General features: G+C 36.7%; 26 protein-coding genes. 11 read left to right on the top strand and 15 right to left on the bottom strand.

Annotated features, from left to right (window positions below; translation table 11 throughout):
* Positions 1–46 precede the first annotated feature (46 nt).
* From rodA to purH, 6 genes are all read right to left on the bottom strand, one after another.
* The gene (rodA, locus tag ACU8DI_RS00635) at positions 47–1327 is read right to left on the bottom strand and encodes a rod shape-determining protein RodA (protein ID WP_447110801.1); all 1281 of its coding nucleotides are present in this window, start codon (positions 1325–1327) and stop codon (positions 47–49) included.
* A gap of 2 nt (positions 1328–1329) precedes the next feature.
* Positions 1330–3282: a penicillin-binding protein 2 gene (gene mrdA / locus ACU8DI_RS00630; protein WP_447110800.1), complete on the bottom strand. Its 1953-nt coding sequence runs from the start codon at positions 3280–3282 to the stop codon at positions 1330–1332.
* Entirely contained in the window at positions 3279–3785 is a 507-nt protein-coding gene (locus ACU8DI_RS00625; RefSeq protein WP_447110799.1) for a rod shape-determining protein MreD, read from the bottom strand. Before ACU8DI_RS00625 ends, mrdA begins: the two co-directional genes overlap by 4 nt.
* A complete protein-coding gene (mreC, locus tag ACU8DI_RS00620) occupies positions 3778–4605 on the bottom strand; it encodes a rod shape-determining protein MreC (RefSeq protein ID WP_447110798.1) in 828 nt (275 codons plus the stop codon). The genes ACU8DI_RS00625 and mreC overlap by 8 nt, the downstream gene beginning before the upstream one ends.
* 18 nt (positions 4606–4623) lie before the next feature.
* Entirely contained in the window at positions 4624–5652 is a 1029-nt protein-coding gene (locus ACU8DI_RS00615; protein WP_033960946.1) for a rod shape-determining protein, read from the bottom strand.
* 181 nt (positions 5653–5833) lie between these two features.
* A complete protein-coding gene (gene purH / locus ACU8DI_RS00610; RefSeq protein ID WP_447110797.1) occupies positions 5834–7366 on the bottom strand; it encodes a bifunctional phosphoribosylaminoimidazolecarboxamide formyltransferase/IMP cyclohydrolase in 1533 nt (510 codons plus the stop codon).
* Positions 7367–7544: 178 nt separating this feature from the next.
* Here purH and ACU8DI_RS00605 point away from each other — a divergent pair, with 178 nt between their 5' ends.
* A complete protein-coding gene (locus ACU8DI_RS00605; RefSeq protein WP_447110796.1) occupies positions 7545–8795 on the top strand; it encodes an ABC transporter permease in 1251 nt (416 codons plus the stop codon).
* A 3-nt stretch (positions 8796–8798) separates the two neighbouring features.
* On the opposite strand, the gene ACU8DI_RS00600 is transcribed toward ACU8DI_RS00605, so the two are convergent.
* On the bottom strand, positions 8799–9266 hold the full coding sequence (locus ACU8DI_RS00600; protein WP_447110795.1) for a GAF domain-containing protein: 468 nt from the start codon (positions 9264–9266) through the stop codon (positions 8799–8801).
* Positions 9267–9339: 73 nt separating this feature from the next.
* Between ACU8DI_RS00600 and xrtF the strand changes: the two genes are divergently transcribed.
* The 8 genes from xrtF to ACU8DI_RS00560 all read left to right on the top strand — a co-directional run bounded on the left by xrtF (position 9340) and on the right by ACU8DI_RS00560 (position 15698).
* Positions 9340–9891, top strand: coding sequence for an exosortase family protein XrtF (xrtF, locus tag ACU8DI_RS00595; protein ID WP_447110794.1), 552 nt, complete (start codon positions 9340–9342; stop codon positions 9889–9891).
* On the top strand, positions 9884–10312 hold the full coding sequence (locus tag ACU8DI_RS00590) for an exosortase F system-associated membrane protein (protein ID WP_447110793.1): 429 nt from the start codon (positions 9884–9886) through the stop codon (positions 10310–10312). The genes xrtF and ACU8DI_RS00590 overlap by 8 nt, the downstream gene beginning before the upstream one ends.
* 55 nt (positions 10313–10367) lie before the next feature.
* Positions 10368–10781: an HYC_CC_PP family protein gene (locus tag ACU8DI_RS00585; RefSeq protein ID WP_447110792.1), complete on the top strand. Its 414-nt coding sequence runs from the start codon at positions 10368–10370 to the stop codon at positions 10779–10781.
* Positions 10782–10860: 79 nt separating this feature from the next.
* On the top strand, positions 10861–11595 hold the full coding sequence (locus ACU8DI_RS00580) for a heavy-metal-associated domain-containing protein (protein WP_447110791.1): 735 nt from the start codon (positions 10861–10863) through the stop codon (positions 11593–11595).
* Positions 11595–13835 (top strand): TonB-dependent receptor, encoded by a 2241-nt coding sequence (locus ACU8DI_RS00575; protein WP_447110790.1) that lies wholly within the window; start codon positions 11595–11597, stop codon positions 13833–13835. Before ACU8DI_RS00580 ends, ACU8DI_RS00575 begins: the two co-directional genes overlap by 1 nt.
* Positions 13836–13859: 24 nt before the next feature.
* Positions 13860–14213, top strand: coding sequence for a heavy-metal-associated domain-containing protein (locus ACU8DI_RS00570; RefSeq protein WP_447110789.1), 354 nt, complete (start codon positions 13860–13862; stop codon positions 14211–14213).
* Between the two features lie 374 nt (positions 14214–14587).
* Positions 14588–15472 (top strand): hypothetical protein, encoded by an 885-nt coding sequence (locus ACU8DI_RS00565; RefSeq protein ID WP_447110788.1) that lies wholly within the window; start codon positions 14588–14590, stop codon positions 15470–15472.
* 31 nt (positions 15473–15503) lie between these two features.
* Complete coding sequence (locus ACU8DI_RS00560; protein WP_447110787.1) at positions 15504–15698, top strand: hypothetical protein; 195 nt, start codon at positions 15504–15506, stop codon at positions 15696–15698.
* A 211-nt stretch (positions 15699–15909) separates the two neighbouring features.
* Here ACU8DI_RS00560 and groL read toward each other — a convergent pair whose 3' ends face one another.
* From groL to miaB, 8 genes are all read right to left on the bottom strand, one after another.
* Positions 15910–17547 carry a chaperonin GroEL gene (groL, locus tag ACU8DI_RS00555; protein WP_447110786.1) on the bottom strand — a complete coding sequence of 546 codons (1638 nt, stop codon included), beginning with the start codon at positions 17545–17547 and terminating at the stop codon, positions 15910–15912.
* 21 nt (positions 17548–17568) lie between these two features.
* Positions 17569–17844: a co-chaperone GroES gene (gene groES, locus ACU8DI_RS00550; RefSeq protein ID WP_447110785.1), complete on the bottom strand. Its 276-nt coding sequence runs from the start codon at positions 17842–17844 to the stop codon at positions 17569–17571.
* 150 nt (positions 17845–17994) lie between these two features.
* A complete protein-coding gene (gene secG, locus ACU8DI_RS00545) occupies positions 17995–18354 on the bottom strand; it encodes a preprotein translocase subunit SecG (protein ID WP_447110784.1) in 360 nt (119 codons plus the stop codon).
* Positions 18354–19313, bottom strand: coding sequence for a hypothetical protein (locus ACU8DI_RS00540; protein ID WP_447110783.1), 960 nt, complete (start codon positions 19311–19313; stop codon positions 18354–18356). Before ACU8DI_RS00540 ends, secG begins: the two co-directional genes overlap by 1 nt.
* Entirely contained in the window at positions 19314–19820 is a 507-nt protein-coding gene (locus ACU8DI_RS00535) for an LptE family protein (protein WP_447110782.1), read from the bottom strand.
* Between the two features lie 76 nt (positions 19821–19896).
* Positions 19897–21264, bottom strand: coding sequence for a DUF7507 domain-containing protein (locus ACU8DI_RS00530; protein WP_447110781.1), 1368 nt, complete (start codon positions 21262–21264; stop codon positions 19897–19899).
* A 39-nt stretch (positions 21265–21303) separates the two neighbouring features.
* Positions 21304–22575 (bottom strand): sigma-54 interaction domain-containing protein, encoded by a 1272-nt coding sequence (locus ACU8DI_RS00525; RefSeq protein WP_447110780.1) that lies wholly within the window; start codon positions 22573–22575, stop codon positions 21304–21306.
* Positions 22576–22598: 23 nt separating this feature from the next.
* Entirely contained in the window at positions 22599–24044 is a 1446-nt protein-coding gene (miaB, locus tag ACU8DI_RS00520; RefSeq protein WP_447110779.1) for a tRNA (N6-isopentenyl adenosine(37)-C2)-methylthiotransferase MiaB, read from the bottom strand.
* A 166-nt stretch (positions 24045–24210) separates the two neighbouring features.
* Between miaB and ACU8DI_RS00515 the strand changes: the two genes are divergently transcribed.
* Entirely contained in the window at positions 24211–24648 is a 438-nt protein-coding gene (locus ACU8DI_RS00515) for a hypothetical protein (protein WP_447110778.1), read from the top strand.
* Positions 24649–24666: 18 nt separating this feature from the next.
* On the top strand, positions 24667–25893 hold the full coding sequence (locus ACU8DI_RS00510; protein WP_447110777.1) for an LVIVD repeat-containing protein: 1227 nt from the start codon (positions 24667–24669) through the stop codon (positions 25891–25893).
* Positions 25894–25944: the final 51 nt, after the last annotated feature.

Genomic DNA, 25944 nt, shown 5'->3' with positions numbered 1-25944 from the left:
CTCAAATCCAAAAAATAGAAGTGCGGTCATATTTGGCAGTCATCTTTTACCATTCGTTAATCTTATTGCTATCTAGCTTCACAAAAATAAAGAGTAGTATCGTAAAGCCCCAAAGTCCGGAGCCACCATAGCTGAAAAATGGTAACGGAATACCGACGGTAGGAATAAGCCCCATAACCATACCTGTATTTATCGTAAAATGTAAAAATAGGATAGAGGCTACGCCATAACCATAAACGCGACTAAATTGAGATTTTTGGGATTCAGCGAGGTAAAGGACACGAATAATGAGCGCCATAAAAAGCAAGACCACAAATGCGCTGCCAAAAAATCCCCATTCCTCACCTACAGTGCTAAAAATATAATCGGTTTCTTGCTCTGGCACGAATTTTCCTGTAGTTCTCGTACCTTGCATAAATCCTTTGCCAGTTAAGCCTCCAGAGCTAATAGCTTTTTCAGATTGAATGAGATTATAGGCCTCCTCTTTTTTCATCTGCTCTAATTTGTTAGGATCTTTTTCCAGACGCAACCAAAGACTAATTCTATTCTGTTGATGTGGTTTTAAGACATGTTTGTAAAATAAATTGACACCCGATGAAAAGGAAATACAGACCAAAAGTATGACGATATATTGTAGGATTGACGCGCGCTTTTTCTTCCGAAAAAAATACATACCTGTTATGAATAATCCTGCAATAACAGACGTCACAATGATGCCAAATTTTAAACTAAGCACGGCAAGGATAATTACAGAAAGTGCAATGGCTAAATATATTTGCTGTAGGCCTTCTCTATAAAAGACAAAAAAGAAGGAGGCATATACCAAGGTGCTACCAGCGTCGTTTTGCAGTAATATTAATATCGCTGGAATCATAATGATGACCACAGCCTTCAATTGATCCTTTAAGGTATTCATGTCAGTTTGGAGATCACTCATATATTTGGCGATGGCAAGTGCCGTGGCGAATTTTGCAAATTCACTAGGTTGAATGGTCATCGAACCAATGCCATACCAAGAGCGTGCACCATTCACATCCTTACCGAAGATAAATAAACCGACTAAAGCCAGCATAGCAACAATGTATATCACACTGGCGAACTGTTCATAAAACTTCGCTTCAACTGAAAGGATGAGTACAATAAGAACAAAGGTAAGCCCAATAAATACAGCTTGTTTACCATAGAGTTGGCTCATGTCAAAATAACTTTGAATATCGCCTTCATGAGAAGCAGACATGATGTTCAGCCAACCAAATCCGACCAGTAATAGGAATAGGCCAATGGTTATCCAATCAAATCTAAAACTTCTGTTGGTTTCTCTATCCATTGTCAGTTATTATTACCGTTGGGTTCAATTCTAATAGAGCTGTTAAGATCATCATTTTTTGGTGCCTTTACTTTTTCAACAACTTGAAGCGTTGTTTCGCCATTAATCTTAAAAGGCTCTCCGGAATAAGGCTTAGCATATTCATTTTCCAAACTATGCGTGAGAATCCAATCTTCCATGTCGGTTCTCGTAATCTCGCCTTTAATGTACTTTTCTATCATTAAACTCGCCATACGACCAGCAAATCGACTTCCCCAGTAACCGTTCTCTACAAAGACGGCAATTGCGATTTTAGGATTGTCTTTTGGCGCAAAAGCGACGAATATGGAATGATCGGTTAGCTGTGTTTTGACACCATCAATTTTCATAAAATTTTCGGCAGTACCTGTTTTTCCACAGATATCGATACCAGGAATTCTTAAAGTGGCTGCTGTTCCTTTATTATAAACATCAAACATGCCTTGCACTACCGGTTCAAAATGTCTTTTATCAATAGAGGTATGATTAGGGGTCGTATATTTACTAGGAATCGTATCTCCTTCAATGGCTTTTATAATGTGCGGTGTGTAATAATAGCCACGATTTCCTATGGCTGCTGCCATATTAGCTAATTGTATAGGCGTAGCTTCAACTTCTCCTTGTCCAATAGCATTGGAAACGATATAAGTAGATCCCCAACGATTATCACCATAAGCTCGATCATAGTAATCTCCATCAGGAATTCTGCCACGTTGGCCGACGGGCAAATCGTAGCCCAAATAATTTCCAAGTCCGAAACTCCTAGCATGATCTGCCCAAATATTCATGCCTCGGCCAGCATCATCATATTTGTCAATTATCCTTCTGTAAACATTTACGAAATAGGCATTGCAAGATTGTGCGATGCCATCATTCATATTGACAGGGCTTTTATGATGGTGGCAACCTGTGAGCCTTCTGCTTCCGTAGTAATAGCCCATTCTACAAGTCACTTTGTCATCAACATCAACCACATCTTCTTGAAGCCCGATAAGTGCATTTATCACCTTAAAAGGAGAGCCAGGTGGATATTGTGCTTGTAGACCTCTGTCCCAAGTAGGTTTGGAAATCGTGTCTAAAAATAATCTCGAAAAATTTTTGTTTCGTTCGCGTCCTACCAACAAGTTGGGGTTATAACTTGGACCAGTCACTAGCGCTAAAATTTCCCCATTTTCAGGATCGATGGCCACAATACCTCCTCGTTTATTGGTCATCAATAGTTCGCCATATTTTTGTAATTCGGAGTCTATTGTAATGGTGATGTCTTTTCCAGGTTGTGGCAAGGTGTCAAATTTGCCATCTTTGTATGGTCCGATGTTTTTATTAAAACGGTCTTTTTGAATAAATTTTATGCCCTTAACGCCTCTCAAGACATTTTCATAAGACAACTCGATCCCTTGTTTACCAATGAGGTCACCCATTTTGTAATAAGGTTGTTTTTCAATGATACGTTGATTGACTTCACCGATATCTCCAAGGACATTGGCACCTATGGAGGTTTGATAATCTCTAAGAGACCGTTTTTGGATGTAGAAACCTTCAAATTTCCGCATTTTCTCTTGAAGCACTGCATAGTCTCTTTTCGATAATTGAGGCACAAATACCGATGGTAATCTTGGTGAGTAATGGTAGGCTTTTTCGTAAGTTTTTTTAAAATCCTCTTTGGTGATTTTTAGTAAATTGCAAAACTCTAAGGTGTCTAGTGGCTCGACTTCTCTAGGAATGACCATGACATCATACGACGGTTGATTCGCTACTAGGAGTGTGCCATTTCTGTCATATACATAACCGCGTTTTGGATAGTCGTAAACTGTTCTAATAGCATTATCTTCAAATATGCTGTAGGCTTTTTTATCATATACTTGCAAATAAAACAAGCGCGCAATAAATAAAAGTCCTACAAGTACTACAGTTATTAATAGTAGAAGTTTCCTCATCGTTGTTTGTTACTGAAAAGTATTGAGATTAGTATACAAAGGATAATAGTAAAAATACTTGAAAATAACGTTTTTTGAAGGAGTAAAATTATGTTTGAAATGTTAAAAATTTCTAAGAGAAACATCATGAGATGATGAGTCAAAGTAAGAATCGTAAAATAGATGACACGATTACCAAATTCTGTGTTATTGAATTTGATGGTTTGATGTTCATAAATCATTCCGAAGGCGAACTTTAAAACCGTAGGTCTTATAAACGCAATTAAGACACAGGCTGCAGCATTGATGCCACCTGAGTCTGAAAAAATATCGACGAATAATCCCAACATAAAACTTAAAAAAATAAAAAGCGTTCTATTGTTGTTGACTGGGAATAGCAGGATGAACAATATGTAAGGATACGGATTAATGTATCCCATAAAATTGATATGATTGAATACCAGTGCCTGTGCTAGAATGAGCACTACAAATCTCACGATATTATTGATGTTGAGGCTATTCATCTTCAGGGTTTTCAAGACGTTTAATTTCTTCAGCATCTAGATTTTCAATCACATATACGTGTGACAAATTGGTCATGTCATTGAATAACTTCACGTTTACCGTATAAGTATCTCCACTTACATCTAACACAAAATCCTCTATCGTCCCAATTAGTATGCCTTGTGGGAATATAGATGACTGTCCGCCAGTTGTAATGGTGTCTCCCTTTTTTACTGGTGCAAATTTGGAAATGTCAATGAGTTGCACATAAGCCGTTGATTTGGCATTCCAAACGAGAGAACCAATATGGTTTGAAGATTTTAATTGCGCATTTATTCTGCTTTTAGTATTAAGTACAGATAATGTTCTGGCATAGCCGTTGGAGGTATTGTCAATAATCCCTACTATACCTTTGGAAGTAATCACTCCGAGGTCTTCTTTAATACCATTTTTTTCTCCCTTGTTAAGGGTTAGGTAATTTTTAGTAGACGCATAATTATTATTGATGACTTTAGCTGTCTGAATTTTATAACGTCCGTCATATGAGACACTATCAACTATTTTTTGAGAATTTTCAATGGAATCACTCTGATTTAAAACCTGAGATCGCAATAGTTTGTTTTCCTCAAGTAAAATCTCATTCTGAGTTTTGAGATCAAAATAGTCGGTAATACCATGTGCACTTTCATAAATTCCGCCTGTTATAAAATTAGCCGAATTAATAAATTTGCTTTTATGATAAGAGTGCGATTGGATAGTAAGCGCCAGAGATATACAAAACAGCAACAGAAACAAAAGAAATGTCTTGTTTCTTAGGACAAAGTTTATAATTTGTTGCATGTTAAGGTATTATCTGAGTTATTTAATCAATACACTCTTAAATTTTGGTAAGTTTTTGAGTGTAATCCCTGTACCTCGAACCACTGCTCTCAATGGGTCTTCTGCGATATACACAGGCAAATCTGTTTTTTGCGATAGTCGCTTGTCTAAACCTCTCAACATAGAACCACCACCAGCTAAATAAATACCAGTATTATAAATGTCAGCAGCTAATTCAGGAGGTGTCTGAGACAAGGTTTCCATGACGGAGTCTTCGATTCTTAAAATGGACTTGTCAAGGGCTTTTGCAATTTCACGATAAGAAATTTGCACTTGTTTCGGCTTTCCAGTTAATAAATCACGACCTTGAACACTCATTTCTTCTGGAGGTAAGTCTAAATCTTCCGTAGCTGCGCCAATTTGGATTTTAATTTTTTCAGCAGTACGATCTCCAACATATAAATTGTGTTGTGTTCGCATGTAATAAATAATATCATTGGTAAAAACATCACCAGCAACTTTCACCGATTTATCACAGACGATACCGCCAAGTGCGATGACAGCAATTTCTGTTGTACCACCTCCAATATCGACAATCATATTTCCTTTCGGTTGCATGATATCGATGCCAATACCAATAGCGGCTGCCATTGGTTCATGAATGAGGTATACTTCTTTTCCATTCACGCGTTCACAGGATTCTTTTACGGCTCTCATTTCTACTTCCGTAATACCAGAAGGAATACAGACGACCATGCGCAATGCAGGCGTAAATAATTTCTTTTTTAAGGCAGGAATATTTTTTATAAACATGCTGATCATTTGCTCAGAAGCATCAAAATCAGCAATAACACCATCTTTAAGTGGTCTTATGGTTTTGATGTTTTCATGTGTTTTTCCTTGCATCATGTTGGCCTCTTTACCAACAGCGATAATTTTGCCTGAAATTCTATCTCTTGCTACTATGGAAGGGCTATCCACAACAACCTTGTCGTTGTGTATGATAAGTGTGTTTGCAGTTCCTAAATCTATGGCTATTTCTTCTGTTAAGAAATCAAAAAATCCCATGCGTTATTCGTGTATTATGAGGTCGTTATTTTATAAATTATTTGGTGTTTTGTAAATGTAATAAAACTTAATAAATATTTAAGTTTTATTTCGAGTTCAATTTATGACTCATTAAGATATAGCTCTTTCTTTTAAACGTTTCATTTTTGGTTTTAGACGTTTCAAACTAAAAATTGTTCTTTTAGTGTTTGAAATGTCGCGTTCCCGTCATCACCATAGCTAAACCATGCTCATTACAATAATCAATACTCAATTGATCTTTGATCGATCCTCCTGGTTGAATCACAGCTGTAATCCCTGCCTTATCAGCAATCTCTACACAATCAGGAAATGGGAAAAATGCGTCACTTGCCATAACCGCACCTTGAAGGTCAAAATTAAATGATTTTGCCTTATGGATAGCTTGATTAAGTGCATCAACACGACTGGTTTGTCCAGTGCCACTCGCGCATAATTGCTTGTTCTTTGCTAATACGATGGTATTCGACTTTGTATGTTTACATATTTTTGATGCAAAGATTAAATCTTCTAACTCGTTATTGCTTGGTGTCTTTTGAGTCACTTCTGAGAGGTCTTCAATACGATCGGTTTTATGGTCTTTGTCTTGAACTAAAATACCATTAAGACAAGTTCTAACAGTTGTTGCCGCAAACTCAACATCCTTTAGAATCAAGAGAATTCGATTCTTTTTGCCTTTTAATACTGTTAAGGCATCTTCAGAGAATGAAGGTGCAATAACGACTTCACAAAACAGGGAATGAATTTCTTCAGCCGTGTCTTTGTCTATTTCCGTATTAGCGATTAAAATACCTCCAAATGCCGAAACAGGATCACCTGCCAAGGCATCTACATAGGCCTGATGGATTGTATCTCGTTGTGCAAAACCACAAGCATTATTGTGTTTAAGAATAGCAAAAGTTGGTGATTCACCCTTAAATTCATTCATTAAATTTACAGCGGCATCCACGTCTAATAGATTGTTGTAACTTAGTTCTTTACCATGTAATTTGGTAAATAATTCATCAAAATTTCCGAAGAAAAATCCGCGCTGATGAGGGTTCTCACCATATCGTAAGACTTGACCATTGGTTTCACTTATTTTTAAAGAAGCGATATCATGGTCTGCATTAAAATAATTAAAGATGGCAGAATCATAATGAGAAGACACGTTAAAAGCTTTGGCAGCAAATAATTTTCGATCTTCCTCAGAAGTTTCACCGTTCTTTGTTTTAAGGATGTCTAAAAACGTGTTGTAATCGTCTACAGAAGCGACACAAACAACATCGTCATAGTTTTTAGCTGCTGCTCTGATAAGTGAAATACCGCCTATATCAATTTTTTCGATAATATCTTGATGTGTGGCTCCCGAAGCTACTGTTTTTTCAAAAGGGTATAGGTCGACAATGACTAAATCGATTTGAGGGATATCAAAATCTGCTAGCTCAGCGACGTCTTTTTCATTGTTTTGACGATTCAAAATACCTCCAAAAACTTTTGGATGTAAGGTTTTAACACGTCCTCCAAGAATGGACGGATAAGAAGTGACCTCTTCTACTGGAATGACGTTAACGCCCAGTTCTTTGATGAATTTCTCCGTCCCACCTGTAGAATAAATAGTGACATTTTGTGCCTCTAATTCTTTGACTATAGGTGCTAATCCATCTTTACTGAATACAGAAATTAATGCCGATTTAATACGTTTGTTGTTGCTCATTGTTGTGTTGTTGTCGTTGTGTTTCTTTAGCGGAAACTATGTTGTGAAAATTAAAGCCCAAAAATACATAATTACAAGAGTTATTATAAGTCAAAACCAGAGTTTATTTAAGTTTTTTGTAACAATAAATTGTTGAAAACGTCCTATCTTTAAATCTGATTAAAATCAACCTGATACTATGCTGGTTTACTTAAGATTATTCAAAGAGAGTTTTTCATTTGCTATCAACGCGTTACGAAACAATAAACTGCGTACGTTTTTGTCGCTCTTAGGCATTACGATTGGGATATTTTCTATTATAGCAGTGCTAGCTGCAGTTGATTCTTTGGATAGAAGCATTAAGGATCAATTGAGTGGCTTAGATAAAAACACCATGTATCTCACTAAATATTCGTTTGGTCCGACAGACGTGCCGCGATGGCAACGTGACAATTTTCCACAGGCCGAACATGACGACTTTGAATTTATACAAAGGAATGTACCTGATATTGATGCCATTGCTTATGTAATATTTGGAGGTAATGAAAATTTGAAGTATGAAGGAAATACAGTGACTGGTGTAAATATTACTCCCGTGTCAAACGGTATTTATGATATTGAAAACTTTAAAGTTGAACAAGGGCGTTTTTATACAGAATCGGAATCAATTTCAGGAGCGAATGTGATTGTTTTAGGAAGCGATACCGCTAAAAATTTATTTGATGATCTCAATCCTATTGGTAAAACTATTCGAGGATTTGGTAGAAAACTAACCGTTATAGGTGTGCTGAAAAAAATGGGAAGTGGCTTAGGCGACTCTCCAGATGAAAGGGCTTATGTGCCTGCTAATTTTGTAAGACGATTCAGAAATGGAGGCGTAGAAGGTCTCCCTGGAGCTGTCATCATAAAACCTGAAAAAGGCGTGGATATTGGAGCCTTTGAATCGGTTCTTAAGCAAAAGTATAGAGCTTATCGTGGCTTGAAAGCGGATGAGCCTGATAACTTCTTTGTAAATAAATTATCTGGTTTAACCGACTTTGTAGATGGGATTATTGGTTTCTTGAATGGTGCAGGGTGGGTGATCAGTGCTTTCTCACTTTTGGTCGGTGGCTTCGGGATTGCCAATATCATGTTTGTGAGCGTTAGAGAGCGTACGAACTTGATTGGAATTCAAAAATCTTTAGGAGCTAAAAACAAGTTTATCTTGTTTCAGTTTTTATTTGAAGCTATAATACTATCCGTCTTAGGTGGTTTAATTGGCATCATCATGGTATGGTTGATCTCATTAGCCGCCACAGCCATGGTGGATGATTTTGAATTTATTTTATCCTTTGGAAATATATTTTTAGGTTTCGGATTGTCGACGTTTATCGGTTTGATTTCCGGTTTGGTACCTGCTTTTTCGGCTTCAAGGTTAGATCCTGTGGAAGCGATCAGAACGGGTATGTAAGAATTATTTTTGAGCGTCTAAAAGTTTGGAAACCTTCTCGCATACAAATTCCAAGAAGCGTTCATCCGCTTCAGTAAAGGGATCGGGTGTATTGGAATCAATATCAATTTGCCCAATATTTTCTCCATTCACAAAAATTGGAATGACGATTTCAGCTTTAACAGTTATACTACAAGCAATATAATTATCCTGTGCGCTTACATCGGGTACAACAAAATTTTGATTAGACACAGCCACTTGTCCGCAAATGCCCTTCCCAAAAGGGATGATTTCATGGTCTGTAGGTTCACCCACATAAGGCCCTAACTTCAATTCATTTTTGTCACCATTCTTAAAATAAAATCCAACCCAATTATAATAGCTTACCTCATTTTCAAGAAGTTCGCATATCGCCAAGAGTCTCTCGTTAACCGTATGTTCTGTCTGAGAGATGATTGTTTCTACTTGGGTTTTTAGGGCTTCAAAAGTCATAGTGTCGAAAATTTTTGTAAAAGTATTTAAAAAGTGTCATTTCTAGTTTCATTTTATATAAATTTAACTCTGAATGAAAGCACTCTTGTTAAAATATAAATCTGTAATCAAGTTTATCTTGACCTTTCTTTCGGTTTACATGGTGCTTACAATCGCCTATAAGTTGTATTTGGATATGTCGGAAGATTCAATCTATTATCCAGATTATATCACAAATTTGGTCGCCAGGCAAAGTCAATTGTTGATTGAGACTTTTGGGTATGACGCACAAATTATACCACATGAAGAAGAACCCTCAATGAAACTATTGGTGAATTCTAAATTTGTGGCGAGAGTTGTGGAAGGTTGTAATTCGGTGAGTGTCATTATTCTATTCCTTTCTTTTATTGTAGCGTTTGCGGGAAAATTTAGGATGACTTTTTTTTACATACTGTCGGGAAGTGTTTTGATATATACTATCAATTTAATTCGAATTGCCATTTTATCAATAGGTTTGTACAATTACCCTTGGCGACGAGATTTGTTGCATACTGTCATTTTCCCAATGATCATTTACGGCATGGTATTTCTGTTATGGATGTTTTGGGTGAATCGATTTTCAAAAAATATAAAAAAGCATGCGTAATCCAATCACTTTTATAGTACTCATGGTACTTTTTGTATTGCTCGTTTTGATTCGTGTGTTTGAAAATGAATTGTTTTATGATCCTTATTTGCTGTTTTTTAAAAGTGACTATTTATATGTCGATCATCCCAGACGCGAAATTTTAAAATTGAGCTTGTTCACAACTTTACGCTTTATTCTGAATTCAGGGATTTCATTAGGAATCATATATCTATTTTTTAAGGATAAATCCATCGTTAAATTTTCCTTAGTCATCTATGTAGTGGCTTACGTTATATTAATGAGCTGCTTTCTGTATTTTGTAATTAACCCAAAACAAGAAGATTATTATCTGTTTTTTAATATAAGACGATTCCTGATACAGCCTTTAATATTGTTGTTACTGCTTCCTGCGTTTTATTACCATAAATTGAAGCAATAAGTTAATGATTGTTTAAATAAAAAGGAATGTCATTGCTTTTTAGTAAATTTGCATCATGCTGAAACAGTATATATATAAGCTAGGATCTGTAGCAATGGCATTAACGTTATTGTTTTCAACGATCTCATTCACCGTAGAAAAGCACTTCTGTGGCGACACGCTTATTGATGTAGCTATTTTTAGTCCGGCTGAAAAATGTGCTATGGAAGCCTCTGAAATGGAGCAGCAAGAAGTGATTAAGAAGTCCTGTTGTAAAGATACTTTGGATCTCATTGAAGGTCAGGACTTGCTTACGAAGAACACATTTGATGATCTCGATTTTCAGCAGGAATTATTCTTGATTGCTTATGTGGACTCCTATAGAAATTTGTTTCAGGTGGTTCCCAAACAGCATATTCCTCACAAACATTATATTCCACCCAACTTGGTGCTTGATATTCAGGTTCTTGACCAAGTATTTATCATTTGATTTTTAGTTTTCTCAAGCTTATTAAAGAGGACCAGCAACTTTGTTGGTTTATAAACTATTAATTAAATCAAATAACATAATGACACATACATATACGGTTACAGGAATGACCTGTAACGGCTGTAAAGCGAAGGTAGAAGAAACACTTCGTGCTGTTACTGGTATTAGTGATGTTTCTGTGGATTTAGAATCTTCCGAAGTAAAACTCACGATGACTGAGCATATTTCATTGGATGAATTAAAGCAGGTATTACCAGATAAATATGATATTTCAGAAATGGAACGCAAGAATGTTTTTACGAATACTGCTGAGGCTTCTGACAACGAACCGAGTGAACTAAAACAGTTATTGCCGTTATTTCTCATATTTGCCTATCTTCTTGTCGCCTCCATTCTATTGAATCTGAATCCATTTGAAGTCAACGGTTTTATGCTGGATTTTATGGGTTTGTTCTACATTGTTTTTAGCTTTTTCAAACTATTGGACTTAAAAGGATTTCCGAAAAGTTTCAGAATGTATGACCCACTAGCCAAACAAATACCCTTGTATGGTATGGTCTATCCCTTTATTGAATTAGCCTTGGGAATGCTGTTTCTCATGCGTATTCAAATACCTGTGGCTTTAATCATAACGATTGTTATTTTAGGAATTACTACCATTGGTGTAACACGTACCTTATTGGATAAAAAGACCATACAATGTGCGTGTTTGGGTACCGTTCTAAAATTACCCATGACTAAAGCAACATTTATTGAAAATACCATCATGATTATCATGGCAGTCATTATGTTATTCAAAACCTACACATACTAATGAAATATATTTTATTTATTTTAATATGCTTTCCCAGCCTTTTAATGTCTCAAGAAAAAATTGATGGGATTATTTTGGAAGCAAATTCTGAAAACACCACTATTCCCTTGGCAGGAGCCAATGTATTTTGGCTGGATACTTCTGTTGGAGTGGTGACCGATATAGAGGGGCGTTTTAGTATACCCTATCAATCTAGTTACCAGCAATTGGTGGTAAGTTACGTAGGTTATCAAACGGATACCATTCAAGTGAGTTCCCCAAAATATATTCGGCATTACCTAAAGCCCTCAAGTGCATTGGATCAAGTTACGGTAACTTCAAGAAAACAAGCCACTGCTAAGTCTTATCTGAAAGCGGAGAATGTTATTACGGTGAGTAGTGACGAGCTGTTAAAGGCAGCGTGTTGTAATTTATCAGAGAGCTTCGAAACCAATCCGTCGATTGATGTGAATTTTTCAGATGCCATTTCTGGTACGAGACAAATTAAAATGCTCGGATTGACGAGTAAATATATCTTAATTACGACGGAGAATATTCCGTCCATTCGTGGAGCATCACAAGCTTATGGTTTGAGTTTTATTCCTGGAACTTGGGTGGAGAGTATTCAAATTACTAAAGGTGCAGGAAGTGTGGTCAATGGCTTTGAGAGTATTGCAGGTCAAATCAATACAGAGTTACGCAAGCCTTCATCAGACGATCGCATTTTTGTAAATGCCTATGCGTCTGCAAATGGACGATTAGAGTTGAATACACATTTAAATACCGAAGTGAGTGATACATGGAGTACTGGTTTGTATGTTCACGGGAATTTAAGGAATCAAAAATTTGACAAGAACAACGATAGTTTTTTGGATGTTCCTTTAAAAAAGCAAATCAATATCATGAACCGTTGGCAATACACAAATCCTGAGAAAGGACTGGTTAGTTTTATGAACCTTAGGTATTTGTCAGACAACAATCAAGCAGGTCAATTAGATTTTGATCCTGATAACGACCGTTTAACCATGAATGCTTGGGGTAGTGAAATTGCTACCGAACGTTTTGAGTTCACGACCAAGTTTGGCTATGTCAATCCCAATATTCCATGGCAAAGTTTAGGTGTACAGTTGGCTTTTAGTAATCATAATCAAAATTCTTATTTTGGGTTGAATGAATACAATATCAATCATAATAGTGTGTATTCCAATGTCATTTATAATTCCATTATAAGTGATTCCAGACATAAAATAAAAACAGGTCTTGGTTTTACATACGACCATTATGATGAGTTGGCCGTTGGTACAAATTTCGAGCGTAGCGAGCGATCTGCAGGTGCTTTTTTTGAATATGCCTATGATAATTTAGACAAGTTAACCTTAACGGCAGGATTGCGTTTTGACACACACAATTTGTTAGGAGCGTTTATCACACCTAGATTGCACCTTCGTTATACGCCTTGGGAGAAATCTGCCATCAGGTTTTCAATTGGTCGCGGTAAGCGAAGTGCCAATATTTTTGCTGAAAATCAAAACCTATTTGCGACATCCAGAAGTATCAATATTTTAAATTCGGATGGTCCTATTTATGGCTTAGATCCAGAAATTGCCTGGAACTATGGCGTCTCCTACTTACAAGGATTTAATCTCTTCGGAAGAAAGGCGGATGTCACATTGGACTTCTACCGAACTGATTTTCAGAACCAAGTCGTGGTTGATTGGGAAAATCCACAGCAGGTGAATTTTTATAACTTAACAGGCGAAAGTTTTGCCAATAGTTTTCAATTGGAATTTAATTATAATGCCTTTGAGAATTTTGATTTGAGAACCGCTTATAAGTATTATGATGTTCAAACAGATTACGCCGTTGGCAAACGGTCAAAACCTTTAGTGCCTAAGCATCGTTTTTTTGCGAATGCGTCTTATGAAATCCACTCAAAAAAAGCTGTAGATTCCCAATGGAAGTTTGATCTTACCTACAACTGGTTAAGTGAACAACGATTTGCATCGACAGAGACAAATCCTGTTGCTTATCAATTACCAACAGAATCGCCTACCGTTGGCACTTTGAATGCTCAAGTCACTAAAGTGTTTTCTTCAAAATTTGAAGTATATTTAGGAGGAGAAAATATCACTAATGTGAGACAAAGCAATCCTATTTTAGGTGCAGATGACCCTTTTGGACCCAATTTTGATACCACTTTTGTCTATGGTCCGATTTTTGGAAGTATGTATTATGCAGGATTGCGATTCAAACTGAAATAAAAAATAATTTAAATAAACTATCAAATGAAAAAAATAATTGTATTAGTCACGCTGTTGATGGCAGCCACAGTTTTTGCTCAAGATAAGAATGCTAAAGCATCGTTGGAAGTAGATGGCGTTTGCATGATGTGTAAAGAGCGTATTGAGAAAGCAGCGATACGTACCAAAGGCGTAAAGTCGGCCATTTGGAATGTAGAAACACATGAGCTAAAGCTCATATATGATGCGCGAAAAACAAATTTAGATACCATAAGAAAACAAATTGTTGCCGTAGGTCACGACACCAAAGAATTAAAAGCTTCAGAAGAAGCTTATAATACGGTTCATGCGTGTTGCAGGTATCGTGATATAGAGGTACAGAATGATCATAAAAACTAAGTCAGTTTTAGTTAAATTCTTCCCAATGAAAGTATCTTGCAATATGACAATGCTGTACCTTTAGTATAGATTTTAATTTTTAAATTATTTAAGAATTATGGGACAAGAAAAGCAAGTTGGGAAGCCTAAAATAACCAAAGCTACTAAGAAATTAGAAGCTAGAAAGGCACCAAAAGCGACTTCAAGAAAGAAGTAGTTTTTGATGGGGTCCATTGTATATGGACTTGTATAGGGTAAGTTACAAATGAGAGCACTTTGATTAAAGCAAGGTGCTTTTTTTTATCGACATATTTTAATTTTAACAGTTTGCGGAATGATATTTGTGACATAAGAGGCATAACATGATAGCCTAACCCAATTGTAACACTATTATTATGAAAAACATTACCAGCTTATTTGCAACACTGATTCTAGCCCTTTTTATGGTTTCTTGTGAGAATGAAACTACCAACAATCCGTCTGAGGTAACTGAGGATTTGGTGAGTATTCAAGAAATCTTTATGGAGAATTCTATCACTACTTACACCATCAACAGCGGATTAAACACACAAATTGATTACGGGTCCAATAGTTATCAAACACAGACTTTTAGTAATGGTAAAATGGTCATGATTGAGTATTTCAACAATGGTTTGAACACTGGTTTTGAGTCCTTTGAATACGATTCTAGTGATCGTATTGTAATGGCAACAAGATCTTTTATAGCTGATAACATAACCACTGTGCGCAATTACGAATATGTTGGAAATGATATTCTCGCCACAAAATCAGAATACGACGATAATGATAACTTGTTAAACCAAACAACTTATACCTTTACGTTAAATGCGAATAATCGCATTGTACATTATGAAAATATTGATGGTTCTACGTATTGGGATGCATCATACACGAACGGGAATTTAACTGGATTTACGGCAAGTGGTTATGGAAATGATGTGGATGGAACTGCTACTTTCACTTATGCGTCTGAACTTGCAAGTGCGCCATATCAAAAGGAAAGCTACCGCTATGGAAGCGAATGGAAAAATAACGTGATGTTGATTCAAACAGGAAATTACGCGTTTAAGCAATTAGCAGAATTAGGAGCTAATTATTTAACAGGATATACGTTTACAGTAACGTCTGATCCTAACAGAACTATCACCTTAGATGTGACCTATGAATTTGATAGTTTAGGAAGGCTAACAGAACAAGCAAAGACTAAAATGTTTTTTGAAAGTCTTCAAACGCGCGTTCTAACCTATGAGTATCAATAAATAGCGCGTTGATAATTTTGCTATTAAAAGAATGTCCGAATTTGGTGTTGGAAGTAATTATATAACGGGATATACTTACACGGTAGCGTCTGATCCGAACATGACAATCACATTTGATGCGACTTATGAATTTGATGCATCGGGAAGATTATCCATGTTTACTAGAAGTAAATCAATTTATAATAGCTCACCATTAATAACCGTTTTTAATTATGAATATGAATAAGGCTAACTTATAGCTTGCGACTTTGGAAGGTGTCATTTTTTTTATTTGCACTTAATTTTAGAGGCTTTTCATCCTGTAATAAATTCCTAAAGTTTGATCTGGTTTAAAAAATAAGCCCTTGATTCTTATCAAGGGCTTTTTTATTTCTCTGAACTCATTTCTTATGGTATTTATCCTTAAGAGTGAGACACTCATCTGTGGCGATTTGCTACTACATCATGCCTGGCATACCACCACCCATTGGAGGCATTCCGCCACCAGCTGGTGCTTCTTCTTTTATATCTACAAGCGCACATTCAGTCGTCAAAATCATTCCTGCAACAGAAGCTGCATTTTCTAAGGCGATACGTGTCACTTTCTTCGGGTCAATAATTCCCGCTTTCAACATATCCACATATGTTTCGGTCTTAGCATCAAAACCAAAATCTTTTTTGCCTTCTAGTACTTTGTTGATGACTACAGAACCTTCGCCACCAGCATTGGAAACAATTGTTCTCAATGGCGCTTCAATCGCTCTAGCAACAATCTGAACACCTGTGGTTTCATCAAGATTTTCAGTCGTAATTTTTTCTAAGACAGAGATGGCTCTTACAAAAGCAACACCACCACCAGCAACAATACCTTCTTCTACAGCTGCTCTCGTGGCATGTAAGGCATCATCAACTCTATCTTTTTTCTCTTTCATTTCAACTTCAGATGCTGCACCTACATAAAGGACTGCTACACCACCAGCTAACTTGGCCAATCGCTCTTGTAATTTTTCTTTATCATAGTCACTCGTCGTTGTATCAATTTGTGCTTTGATTTGGTTCACACGCGCTTTAATATCGGAAGACTTACCAGATCCATTAACGATGGTAGTATTGTCTTTATCAATCATGACAGACTCAGCAGTTCCTAGCATGCTCAAATCGGCATTTTCAAGAGAAAATCCGCGTTCTTCCGAAATCACCGTTCCACCAGTAAGGATGGCGATATCTTCTAGCATAGCCTTACGACGATCACCAAAACCAGGAGCTTTAACAGCTGCTATTTTTAAACCACCGCGTAATTTGTTCACTACCAAGGTGGCTAAAGCTTGTCCTTCAACATCTTCAGCAACAATCACTAATGGACGACCAGATTGTGCCACAGGTTCTAAGATAGGAAGGATTTCCTGTAGATTTGAAATTTTCTTATCAAACAACAAGATGTAAGGGTTTTCTAAATCTGCCACCATTTTATCAGAGTCGGTTACAAAGTAAGGAGAGAGGTAACCTCTATCAAACTGCATACCTTCAACAACATCAACGTAAGTGTCAGTTCCTTTGGCTTCCTCTACAGTAATCACTCCTTCTTTACCAACTTTATCAAAAGCTTTGGCGATTAATTCACCAATGGTATCGTCATTATTTGCTGAAATGGATGCGACTTGTTTGATCATTTCAGAAGAATTACCAACTTTCTTAGCTTGTTTTTCTAAGTTCTCAGTAATGGCTTGAACCGCCTTTTCTATACCGCGTTTTAAATCCATTGGATTCGCACCAGCGGCAACATTCTTCAGACCTTCCTTAACGATGGCTTGCGCCAAAACGGTCGCAGTCGTGGTACCATCACCTGCCAAATCATTGGTTTTAGAAGCCACTTCTTTCACCATTTGAGCTCCCATATTTTCAAGCTCGTTTTCCAATTCAATTTCCTTTGCTACGGAAACACCATCTTTGGTGACTTGAGGAGCGCCGAATGAACGACTGATGATAACATTTCGTCCTTTTGGTCCTAAGGTTACTTTTACTGCATTTGCTAATGCATCAACACCGCGTTTTAAACCGTCACGTGCTTCAATATCAAATTTTATATCTTTTGCCATTTTATTTTTAGTTTTTAAATATTAAACAATTGCTAATATGTCACTCTCTCGCATAATGAGGTAATCTTTACCTTCAAGTTTTAATTCTGTACCAGCATACTTTCCGTAAAGCACAGTATCGCCAGATTTTACAGTCATAGGTTCATCTTTTGTGCCATTACCAACAGCGACAACCTTCCCTTTTTGAGGTTTTTCTTTTGCGTTGTCTGGAATGATGATTCCTGAAGCTGTTTTGGTTTCAGCTTCAACAGGTTCTATTAGAACTCTGTCCGCCAATGGTTTTATGTTTAAGCTCATTGTTTTGTATGTGTTTTAAATTAATAAATTATTGTTAACGCTTAAGCGTTATGCTAAAAATGTGCCAATAGATGCGGACTGACAAAGTTTCAGTAACAAAAAATGCCAACTGTTAAAGTTGGCATTTTTTGTTGTCTTTTTCTGTACTTTCTAAGGATTCAAAGAATCTTGAGGCGTTGCGATATCATCTGAAGATGTATCTGTTGAAGGCGCAACTGGTGTTGATGTTGAGGTCTCTTCACCACTCATGATTTTAGATTCTGCCGATCCACCTGCACCAGGTATCGCTAAATTTGAAGCTAATATCAAGGCTAATAATAAGGTGGCCAATGCCCAAGTACTTTTATCCAAAAAGTCGGTTGTTTTTTTAACACCGCCTAATTGCTGAGTGCCTCCACCACCAAACGATGAGGATAATCCGCCACCTTTAGGGTTTTGAACCATAACAACAACCACTAGTAAAAATGATACTAGGACAATAAGGATTAAAAATATAGTAAACGTATTCATTAGTTCTGTGTATTATTTTCTTGTAATTCTTTTACTGCTTTAATTTGGTCTGCAAAGAAACCACTTTTTTCTGGATATTTCAAACTTAATATTTTATAAGATTGAATTGCCTTTTCGTAATTGTTTTGTTCGAGGTAAATTCTGGCTAAAGTCTCTGTCATGAGTCCGTCATGAGCTACTTTGTCATCGTCTACAATGGTGATTTTAGGACGGTCTTTAGATGGAATTATTTTAGGGTTACTCTCAAGGAATTTGTCAATAAGTTCAAATTTCTTGGTTTTGTGATCAGATTTTTCCGTTGTGTCATCTTGAGCATCAGTCGCTATGATATCTGTTTTTTCTTTACTCCTATCTATTGGTTTAAAGGATGTGATTTTTAACCATTCCGTAAACGAATGCTTTTCTTGTTTGTCAAATTCAAGCGGTTTACCAATTTGTAATTTTTCCTCAGGAGTTTCTTCGATGTGTTTGGCATCGATATCTAGAATGACATTTTCGGGCGTGGTGTCTTTGAGTGATAAAAAATGCGCCACATCTTCTGGCTTTACCTTTTGTTCGAACAAGTTAGGATCTAATACACCTTGCGTGTTTTTAATGTGCTCTTTTAAGGCATCATCAATTGTCACACTCTTATTGACTGAAATATCATCAGCTTCATGTACTGTGATAGACTTGAGATGTTCAGAATTCTGCTTAATTACTTGGGAAATTTCATTCTGATTGAAGGCTTCCGAAGTAATATAATCAAAAAGAATACTTCTATCGGTGGTGTAAGAGGCGGTTATTTTTAATTCCTGATTGTATTTATAGCTCCCTTTGTTTTTGAGTCCTTTCAGATATAATGCGCGCGCCGATTGGAAGTAAGGGTAGCTAGAGATAAGCTCATTTAGCGATGATGTTTGATCGCTGGTAATGTGTTGTGGGTTTTGTAATATGTATGTAAAATCTGAATTATTCATTTACCATTTGGCTAATGTCGCATTAAAAATATCCTGTGTAAGTCGCTCAAAAATCTCTTCGTGAGCGGTGTCTTTCTGAGCACCTTGAAGCAATTCACTACCGGCATAATCATAAAAAAACGAAAAAGTTTGCTCAAATTCTTCATCAGGTTCATTTTTATCAAAAAAACGAACGCGCACACCAACGGTCAATCTGTTTTGCGCGGCTGTACTGTTGGCCTGTGCTGTAGTAGGCGAGATGCGATACTCGGTAATTTCACCTTCATAAACTAAATCACCATTAGATGTTACCAAACTTAAATTCGTTTGATTAAGTATCAGATCTTGTAAGGCTAAGGTAAAATCTCTATCAAATCCAGGCTCCACCAAATTGGAATTATTTTGAAAGTAATTCACTTGAAACGTTTCAATATTGTCTTTAATAGAGGTTCCGGTAAAGGAATAGGGACCGCAACCAAAAAACAACATTGGTAAGCAAAAAATAAGGATATGTTTTATGGACTTCATGTACAAAGTTGACAATGTTTTATGTTTCAAAAATAGCTTTTTATCTATCCGATTGTCCTAAAGTTTTCTAAATTTTTTATTCAGGTATGATGTCGCCTTGATAATAGTAAACAGCATAATCAGATTCTGAACCAATTCCTAACTCATCTTGATATTGCCTAATAACGGTATGCGGAAGATTGTAATCATTATATGTATAGAGAAAATTAATTTGAGAAGGGTCTGAATAATTAATGCCTGTTAAGTTATTGGCCGAAATTAGAATATCTAATTTTGAGGGTTGTTCTCCAAACATTCTGATAAATCCATAGATGTCGATCAAATTGGTAGAGCCATAAAGCGGGTTGGTATTTGAATCATGCCAAAAGTCGACGCAATCAGTATCGCCACATATGTTTTCGACATTATTGGTATATTGATTGGCTTCAAAATCACTACAATATCCCCATTCGCTTTCTTCGCCAGTGTTGGTATTGGTTTGTTCGCCTCCATAATAATAACAGAGTTGAACAATTGGGTTGCCATCATAAAGGGTATACTTAAAATAATTAATTTCATATTCTTCAATAATGTCTCCGTTGATATCTTCGAATAAATAAGGGCCATCAATGGAATAGGTTTCCGTTTCGATATAATAATTATCTGATTCATAAAACTCAAAATTTCGATCACCTATTTGAGTCACTCTATTGCTCGCGTCATAAATGATGTCTTCAGAGCTTATGAGTGTGCCATTGGAAGTTGTGGTTGTTAGGTTGGTGAGCTGCTGTGCATCATTAAACGTAAAATAATAATGTTTGTCAAATGTTTGTAATTCCTTGAAACGGCCATTACTGTCAAACTTGTACCTATTTGTAGGATTACCTTCTGAGTTTAAAATATGATATTCTGCAATGATTGTTGGGTCGAAAGCCTCGCTAGAAATGAGGGTAATCGTGGCATCATCACTGGTATTTCCGTCATTATTGTCGCCATCGTCACTAATGTCATTGATGCTGTTGTTTTCTGGAGATACAGCAGTCGCCATAAGACTATGACTGATCCCACCAGCATCCACATCGCTTTGCGTAATAGTGTAATTAGCAGTGTAAGTCGCGGTTTCGTTGGTTTGTAATGTTCCTTCATCACTTCCTGAATCTGACCCTAAAAACGTAATTGGGGTGGTTAAACTCAAATTGGTATCGGAGAGATTTTTCAATGTAGAAATAATGGTCAGATTTGTTAAAGGAACATCACCATCGTTAGTTACAGTAATGCTGTAGGTTAGTAGGTCGTCTGCGCCCAGATAATTATTACCGTTATCTTCTGAATCAACTTCGTTAGTGATTTTTAGAGAGGGATTTTCAGTTGGCTCGTTGATATCATTTTCACTGCTACATGAGTAAACTATGAGCACGAACAATGAAAACATTATTTTTAAAGGACGCTTCATAAATTGATTCATTATTGTTGGTTGTCCTGTAAAGATAATAAAATCAATAAATTACAAATCGTATTGCTTTATTTTTCTGTAGAGCGTACGTTCACTAATTCCTAATTCAGCGGCAGCTAATTTTCGTTTGCCTTGATGGCGTTCTAAAGATTTTTTTATCAGCTCTAATTCCTTATCCTGTAGAGACAAGGTTTCTTCTTCCTCGATCTCTTCAGCAAAATGATATTTATCAGTGTTTTGATTTTTATCTTCTACATCAAAGGTGTCTTCTGTTTGCTCAGGAATCGCTAAAATTTCCAAATCCTCAAAGGCCTCTTCGGCACTATCGTTTTGTGGCTCACCATAAATCTTTTGTATCAAACCTTCATTGTCTTTTTTGACGTCAGAAACATTGCCGCTTTTCATCAATTCCATTGTCAATTTTTTAAGGTCATTCAAATCACCTTTCATGTCAAATAGAACCTTATACAAAATTTCACGTTCGTTACTAAAATCACTTTCAGATTTTGATGCATTAATGACTGCAGGTAAGTTGTTGCTTCCGCTAGGCAAGTATCCTTGTAGAGTACCCACGCTTATAGTACGGTTTTGTTCCAATACCGAAATTTGCTCGGCCACATTTCGCAGTTGTCGGATGTTACCATTCCAACGATGTTTTTGTAAAACCTCTACCGCGTCATCGGTGAGTTTGATGGTAGGCATTTTATATTTTAGAGCGAAATCGCTTGCAAATTTTCTAAATAATAAGTGGATGTCTTCCTTTCGTTCTCGTAAGGGAGGAATATTGATGTCTACGGTACTGAGACGATAGTAAAGATCTTCACGGAACTTTTCTTTTTTAATCGCTTCAAACATGTTAACATTAGTCGCAGCGACAATTCTAACGTTGGTTTTTTGAACTTTGCTAGAACCTACCTTGATGAATTCGCCATTTTCCAAAACACGTAATAAACGGACTTGTGTGGTCAGCGGTAATTCTCCTACTTCATCTAAAAATATCGTACCACCATCGGCAACTTCAAAATAGCCAGAACGGGTTTGAGTTGCGCCTGTAAATGCTCCTTTTTCATGTCCAAATAATTCACTGTCGATGGTGCCTTCAGGGATGGCACCACAGTTTACGGCAATATATTTTCCGTGTTTACGATGTGATAGTTGGTGAATGATTTTTGGAATACTTTCTTTTCCAACACCACTTTCTCCAGTCACGAGTACTGAAATATCAGTTGGTGCCACCTGTATCGCTTTTTCAATGGCGCGATTAAGTTTTGGGTCATTTCCAATGATTCCGAAACGTTGTTTAATAGCTTGAATGGATTCCATAGATAAATATGATGCTGCTGTTGTTAATTGTAGTTTGAATAGCCTGTAGCTTCACCAATAAGTGTTGCACTTGTACAGTCGGTAATATGCACAGTCACTAAATCACCAACCTGGTAATGCGCTTTAGGAAATACAGCTACGATATTTTGCGACGTTCTTCCCGACCATTGTTCGCTTGATTTTTTTGATTGGCGTTCTATTAATACTTCAACGGTCGTATTGAGATACTCTTTGGTTCTTATTTCACTATGTTCACGTTGACGCTGAACAATTTCAGCTAAACGTCGTTTTTTTACAGCTTCAGGAATATCATCCTCCAATTTTCGTTCTGCTAGTGTTCCTGGTCGTTCTGAATAAGTAAACATGTATCCAAAATTATACTTCACATAATCCATGAGACTCAAGGTGTCCTGATGGTCTTGTTCCGTTTCCGTAGGGAAACCAGAAATCATATCCTGACTAATGGCACATTCTGGAAGAATCCGTCTAATGTTATCAATAAGTTCAAAATATTCCTCTCTCGTATGTAAGCGATTCATCGCTTTGAGTATGCGATCACTACCACTTTGAACAGGTAAGTGAATATGCTTGCATATATTGTGATACTTAGCCATCGTTTCAATAACATCTAAGGTGAGGTCCTGCGGATTTGATGTCGAAAAACGAATGCGCATTTTTGGTTGTGCCTTAGCACACAATTCTAATAAATTCGCAAAATTAACAGCCGTTGCCTTCTGTAGGTCTGAGGCTTTATCAAAGTCTTTTTTGAGTCCACCGCCATACCATAAATAGCTATCTACATTTTGCCCCAAAAGGGTAATTTCCTTATAGCCTTTTTGCCATAAGTCGTTAATTTCTTCGATAATACTTTGAGGATCACGACTGCGCTCACGTCCACGTGTGAAAGGAACCACGCAGAACGTACACATATTATCACAACCGCGCGTAATGGATACAAAAGCAGTGACGCCATTCGTGTTTAATCGCACAGGTGCTATATCTCCATACGTTTCTTCTTTAGATAAAATAACGTTAATCGCATCACGACCTTCATCAACTTCAGCCAATAAGTTAGGTAAATCTTTATAAGCATCAGGGCCTACAACAAGATCTACTATTTTTTCCTCTTCTAAAAATTTAGTTTTTAGGCGTTCGGCCATACAGCCTAACACACCCACTTTCATTTTAGGATTGATACGCTTTACGGCGTTGTATTTTTCTAATCGTTTTCTAACGGTTTGTTCTGCTTTATCACGAATGGAGCAAGTGTTTACCAATACTAAATCAGCATCTTCAAGACGTTGCGTGGTATTATAACCTTGCTCTGAAAGTATAGAAGCTACGATTTCGCTATCACTAAAGTTCATAGCACAGCCATAACTCTCAATAAAGAGTTTTCGGTGATTTCCAACTTTTTGTTCTAAAACGAGGCTTTCACCTTGTTTGTTCTCATCTATTGTTTTCTCCATAAATCGTCCTAAAGCGTTGTACAGTCAATTAGCATGCAAAGATAGTATAAATTTAAGGATTATGACAAAGTGTCATAAGTGAAATATGTTTGGAGTTGTTCATTTTTTTTCATTAATTAACGCAACCTTTTTAAGGTATTTCCATCTAATAGGTAAACCAAAAGATATGAGAGTAACCAAACACATTTTGATAATGGTATGTTGTATGGCGTTGTTTATGAATACACAATGTGATGATGATGAAATGCAAGCATCGCCATGTGATCAAACCGTTGTTGTAGATGCCGGCTTCTATGAAACGGCAGAAACTGATGTGTATGAGTATATCGCTTCTGAAATTGTAGACAATTGTCTTACCATTGAAATTGCGGCTAGTGGATGCGACGGTAATTCTTGGAGTATGGTTCTCGTTGATTCTGGGAGCGTTGCTGAATCATTGCCAGAGCAACGCTATCTAAAATTTGTGTTTGGTAATGATGAAACCTGCTTGGCCGTTTTTTCCAGATCAAGATCCTTTGATTTAACTGCTTTACAAGTGGAAGGGAGCAATGATATCCTATTAAATATTGAAGGGTTTCCAGAACCACTACTTTATAGTTACTAACTCATACAACCCATTGCCATGAAAAAATTAGTCTTTGTTTTTATCATTATATGTTGTTGGTCCTGCAATAATGATGACAACCAATTTGAGACGGTCGTAGTGGCTATCCCTCAAACCATAACAAAAACAGCATTGCGTTCTGCCGTTGAAATTCAATCACCTAAGCCTATATTAAATGTAGGCAAGGTGTATGCGTACCAAGAATTTATTTTTATTAATGAAAAGTTTAAAGGGGTTCATGTGTTAGATAATTCTAATCCAACGGCACCACAGCAAGTGAGTTTTATTTACATTCCTGGAAATGAGGATATCTCTATAAAAAATGATTATTTGTATGCCGATAGTGCCATCGATTTGGTCGTTTTTGATATTGCGAACATTTCGAGTATTACTGAAGTAGGTAGGTTGGAAGATGTATTCGAGATATACGATTATCAAATTCCTGAAGGCGCCGATTTTTTGGATTACGGCGAATTTGCGTCTGATACCGATGTTATCGTTGGGTGGGATTTGATTGAAGAACGTCGGGAGGTTTCTCAAGGTGATGATGTATTTACTTTTGATGGTGCTGAAGCTGGTAATACGAATACCATTGGTGTGGGAGGTTCTTTGGCGCGTTTTCAGATTGTTTCAGATTACCTGTATACGGTGGGTGAATCACAAATGAATACCTTCGATATCTCTAATCTTCTTCAACCAAATTTAGTATCTACAACCTACGCTGGATGGCGTATCGAAACCATGTTTCATGCTGATGGTTATCTCTATCTAGGTGGTGACAACGGTATGTTTATTCACAGTTTGGGAAATCCAGCGTCACCCGAATTTATTTCAGAATTCACACATTGGGAAGGTTGTGATCCAGTGGTGGTGGATGGCAATTATGCCTATTTAACTTTAAGAGGCGGGAATTTTTGTGGTCAAGATCAAAGTGTTTTAGAAGTTATCGATGTCACAGATAAAAGTCAGCCGCAGTTGATAGGACAGTATGAATTAGATAATCCATACGGTTTAGGTTTTAAGGGTAATCATTTGTTTGTCTGTGATGGTACTTCAGGATTGAAGGTGTTTGATAAGACAGATCCATCAGATGTACAACTGTTGCATGCCTTTAACGATGTGCAGGCTACCGATGTGATTCCTTTAAATGATAAACTACTTATGATTTCAGATAATGCCCTTTATCAATATGAGTATGTTGGTGAAAATACAATCACATTGTTAAGTACCTATATACTGAATTAAGAATTGAAAATTTAGAATTGAAGCCCGATATGTTCGGGCTTTTATTGTTTA

Source organism: Psychroserpens sp. BH13MA-6, assembly GCF_052983595.1.
Note: the sequence above shows the minus strand (reverse complement) of the source record. Positions and strands in the feature narration are given on the sequence as shown.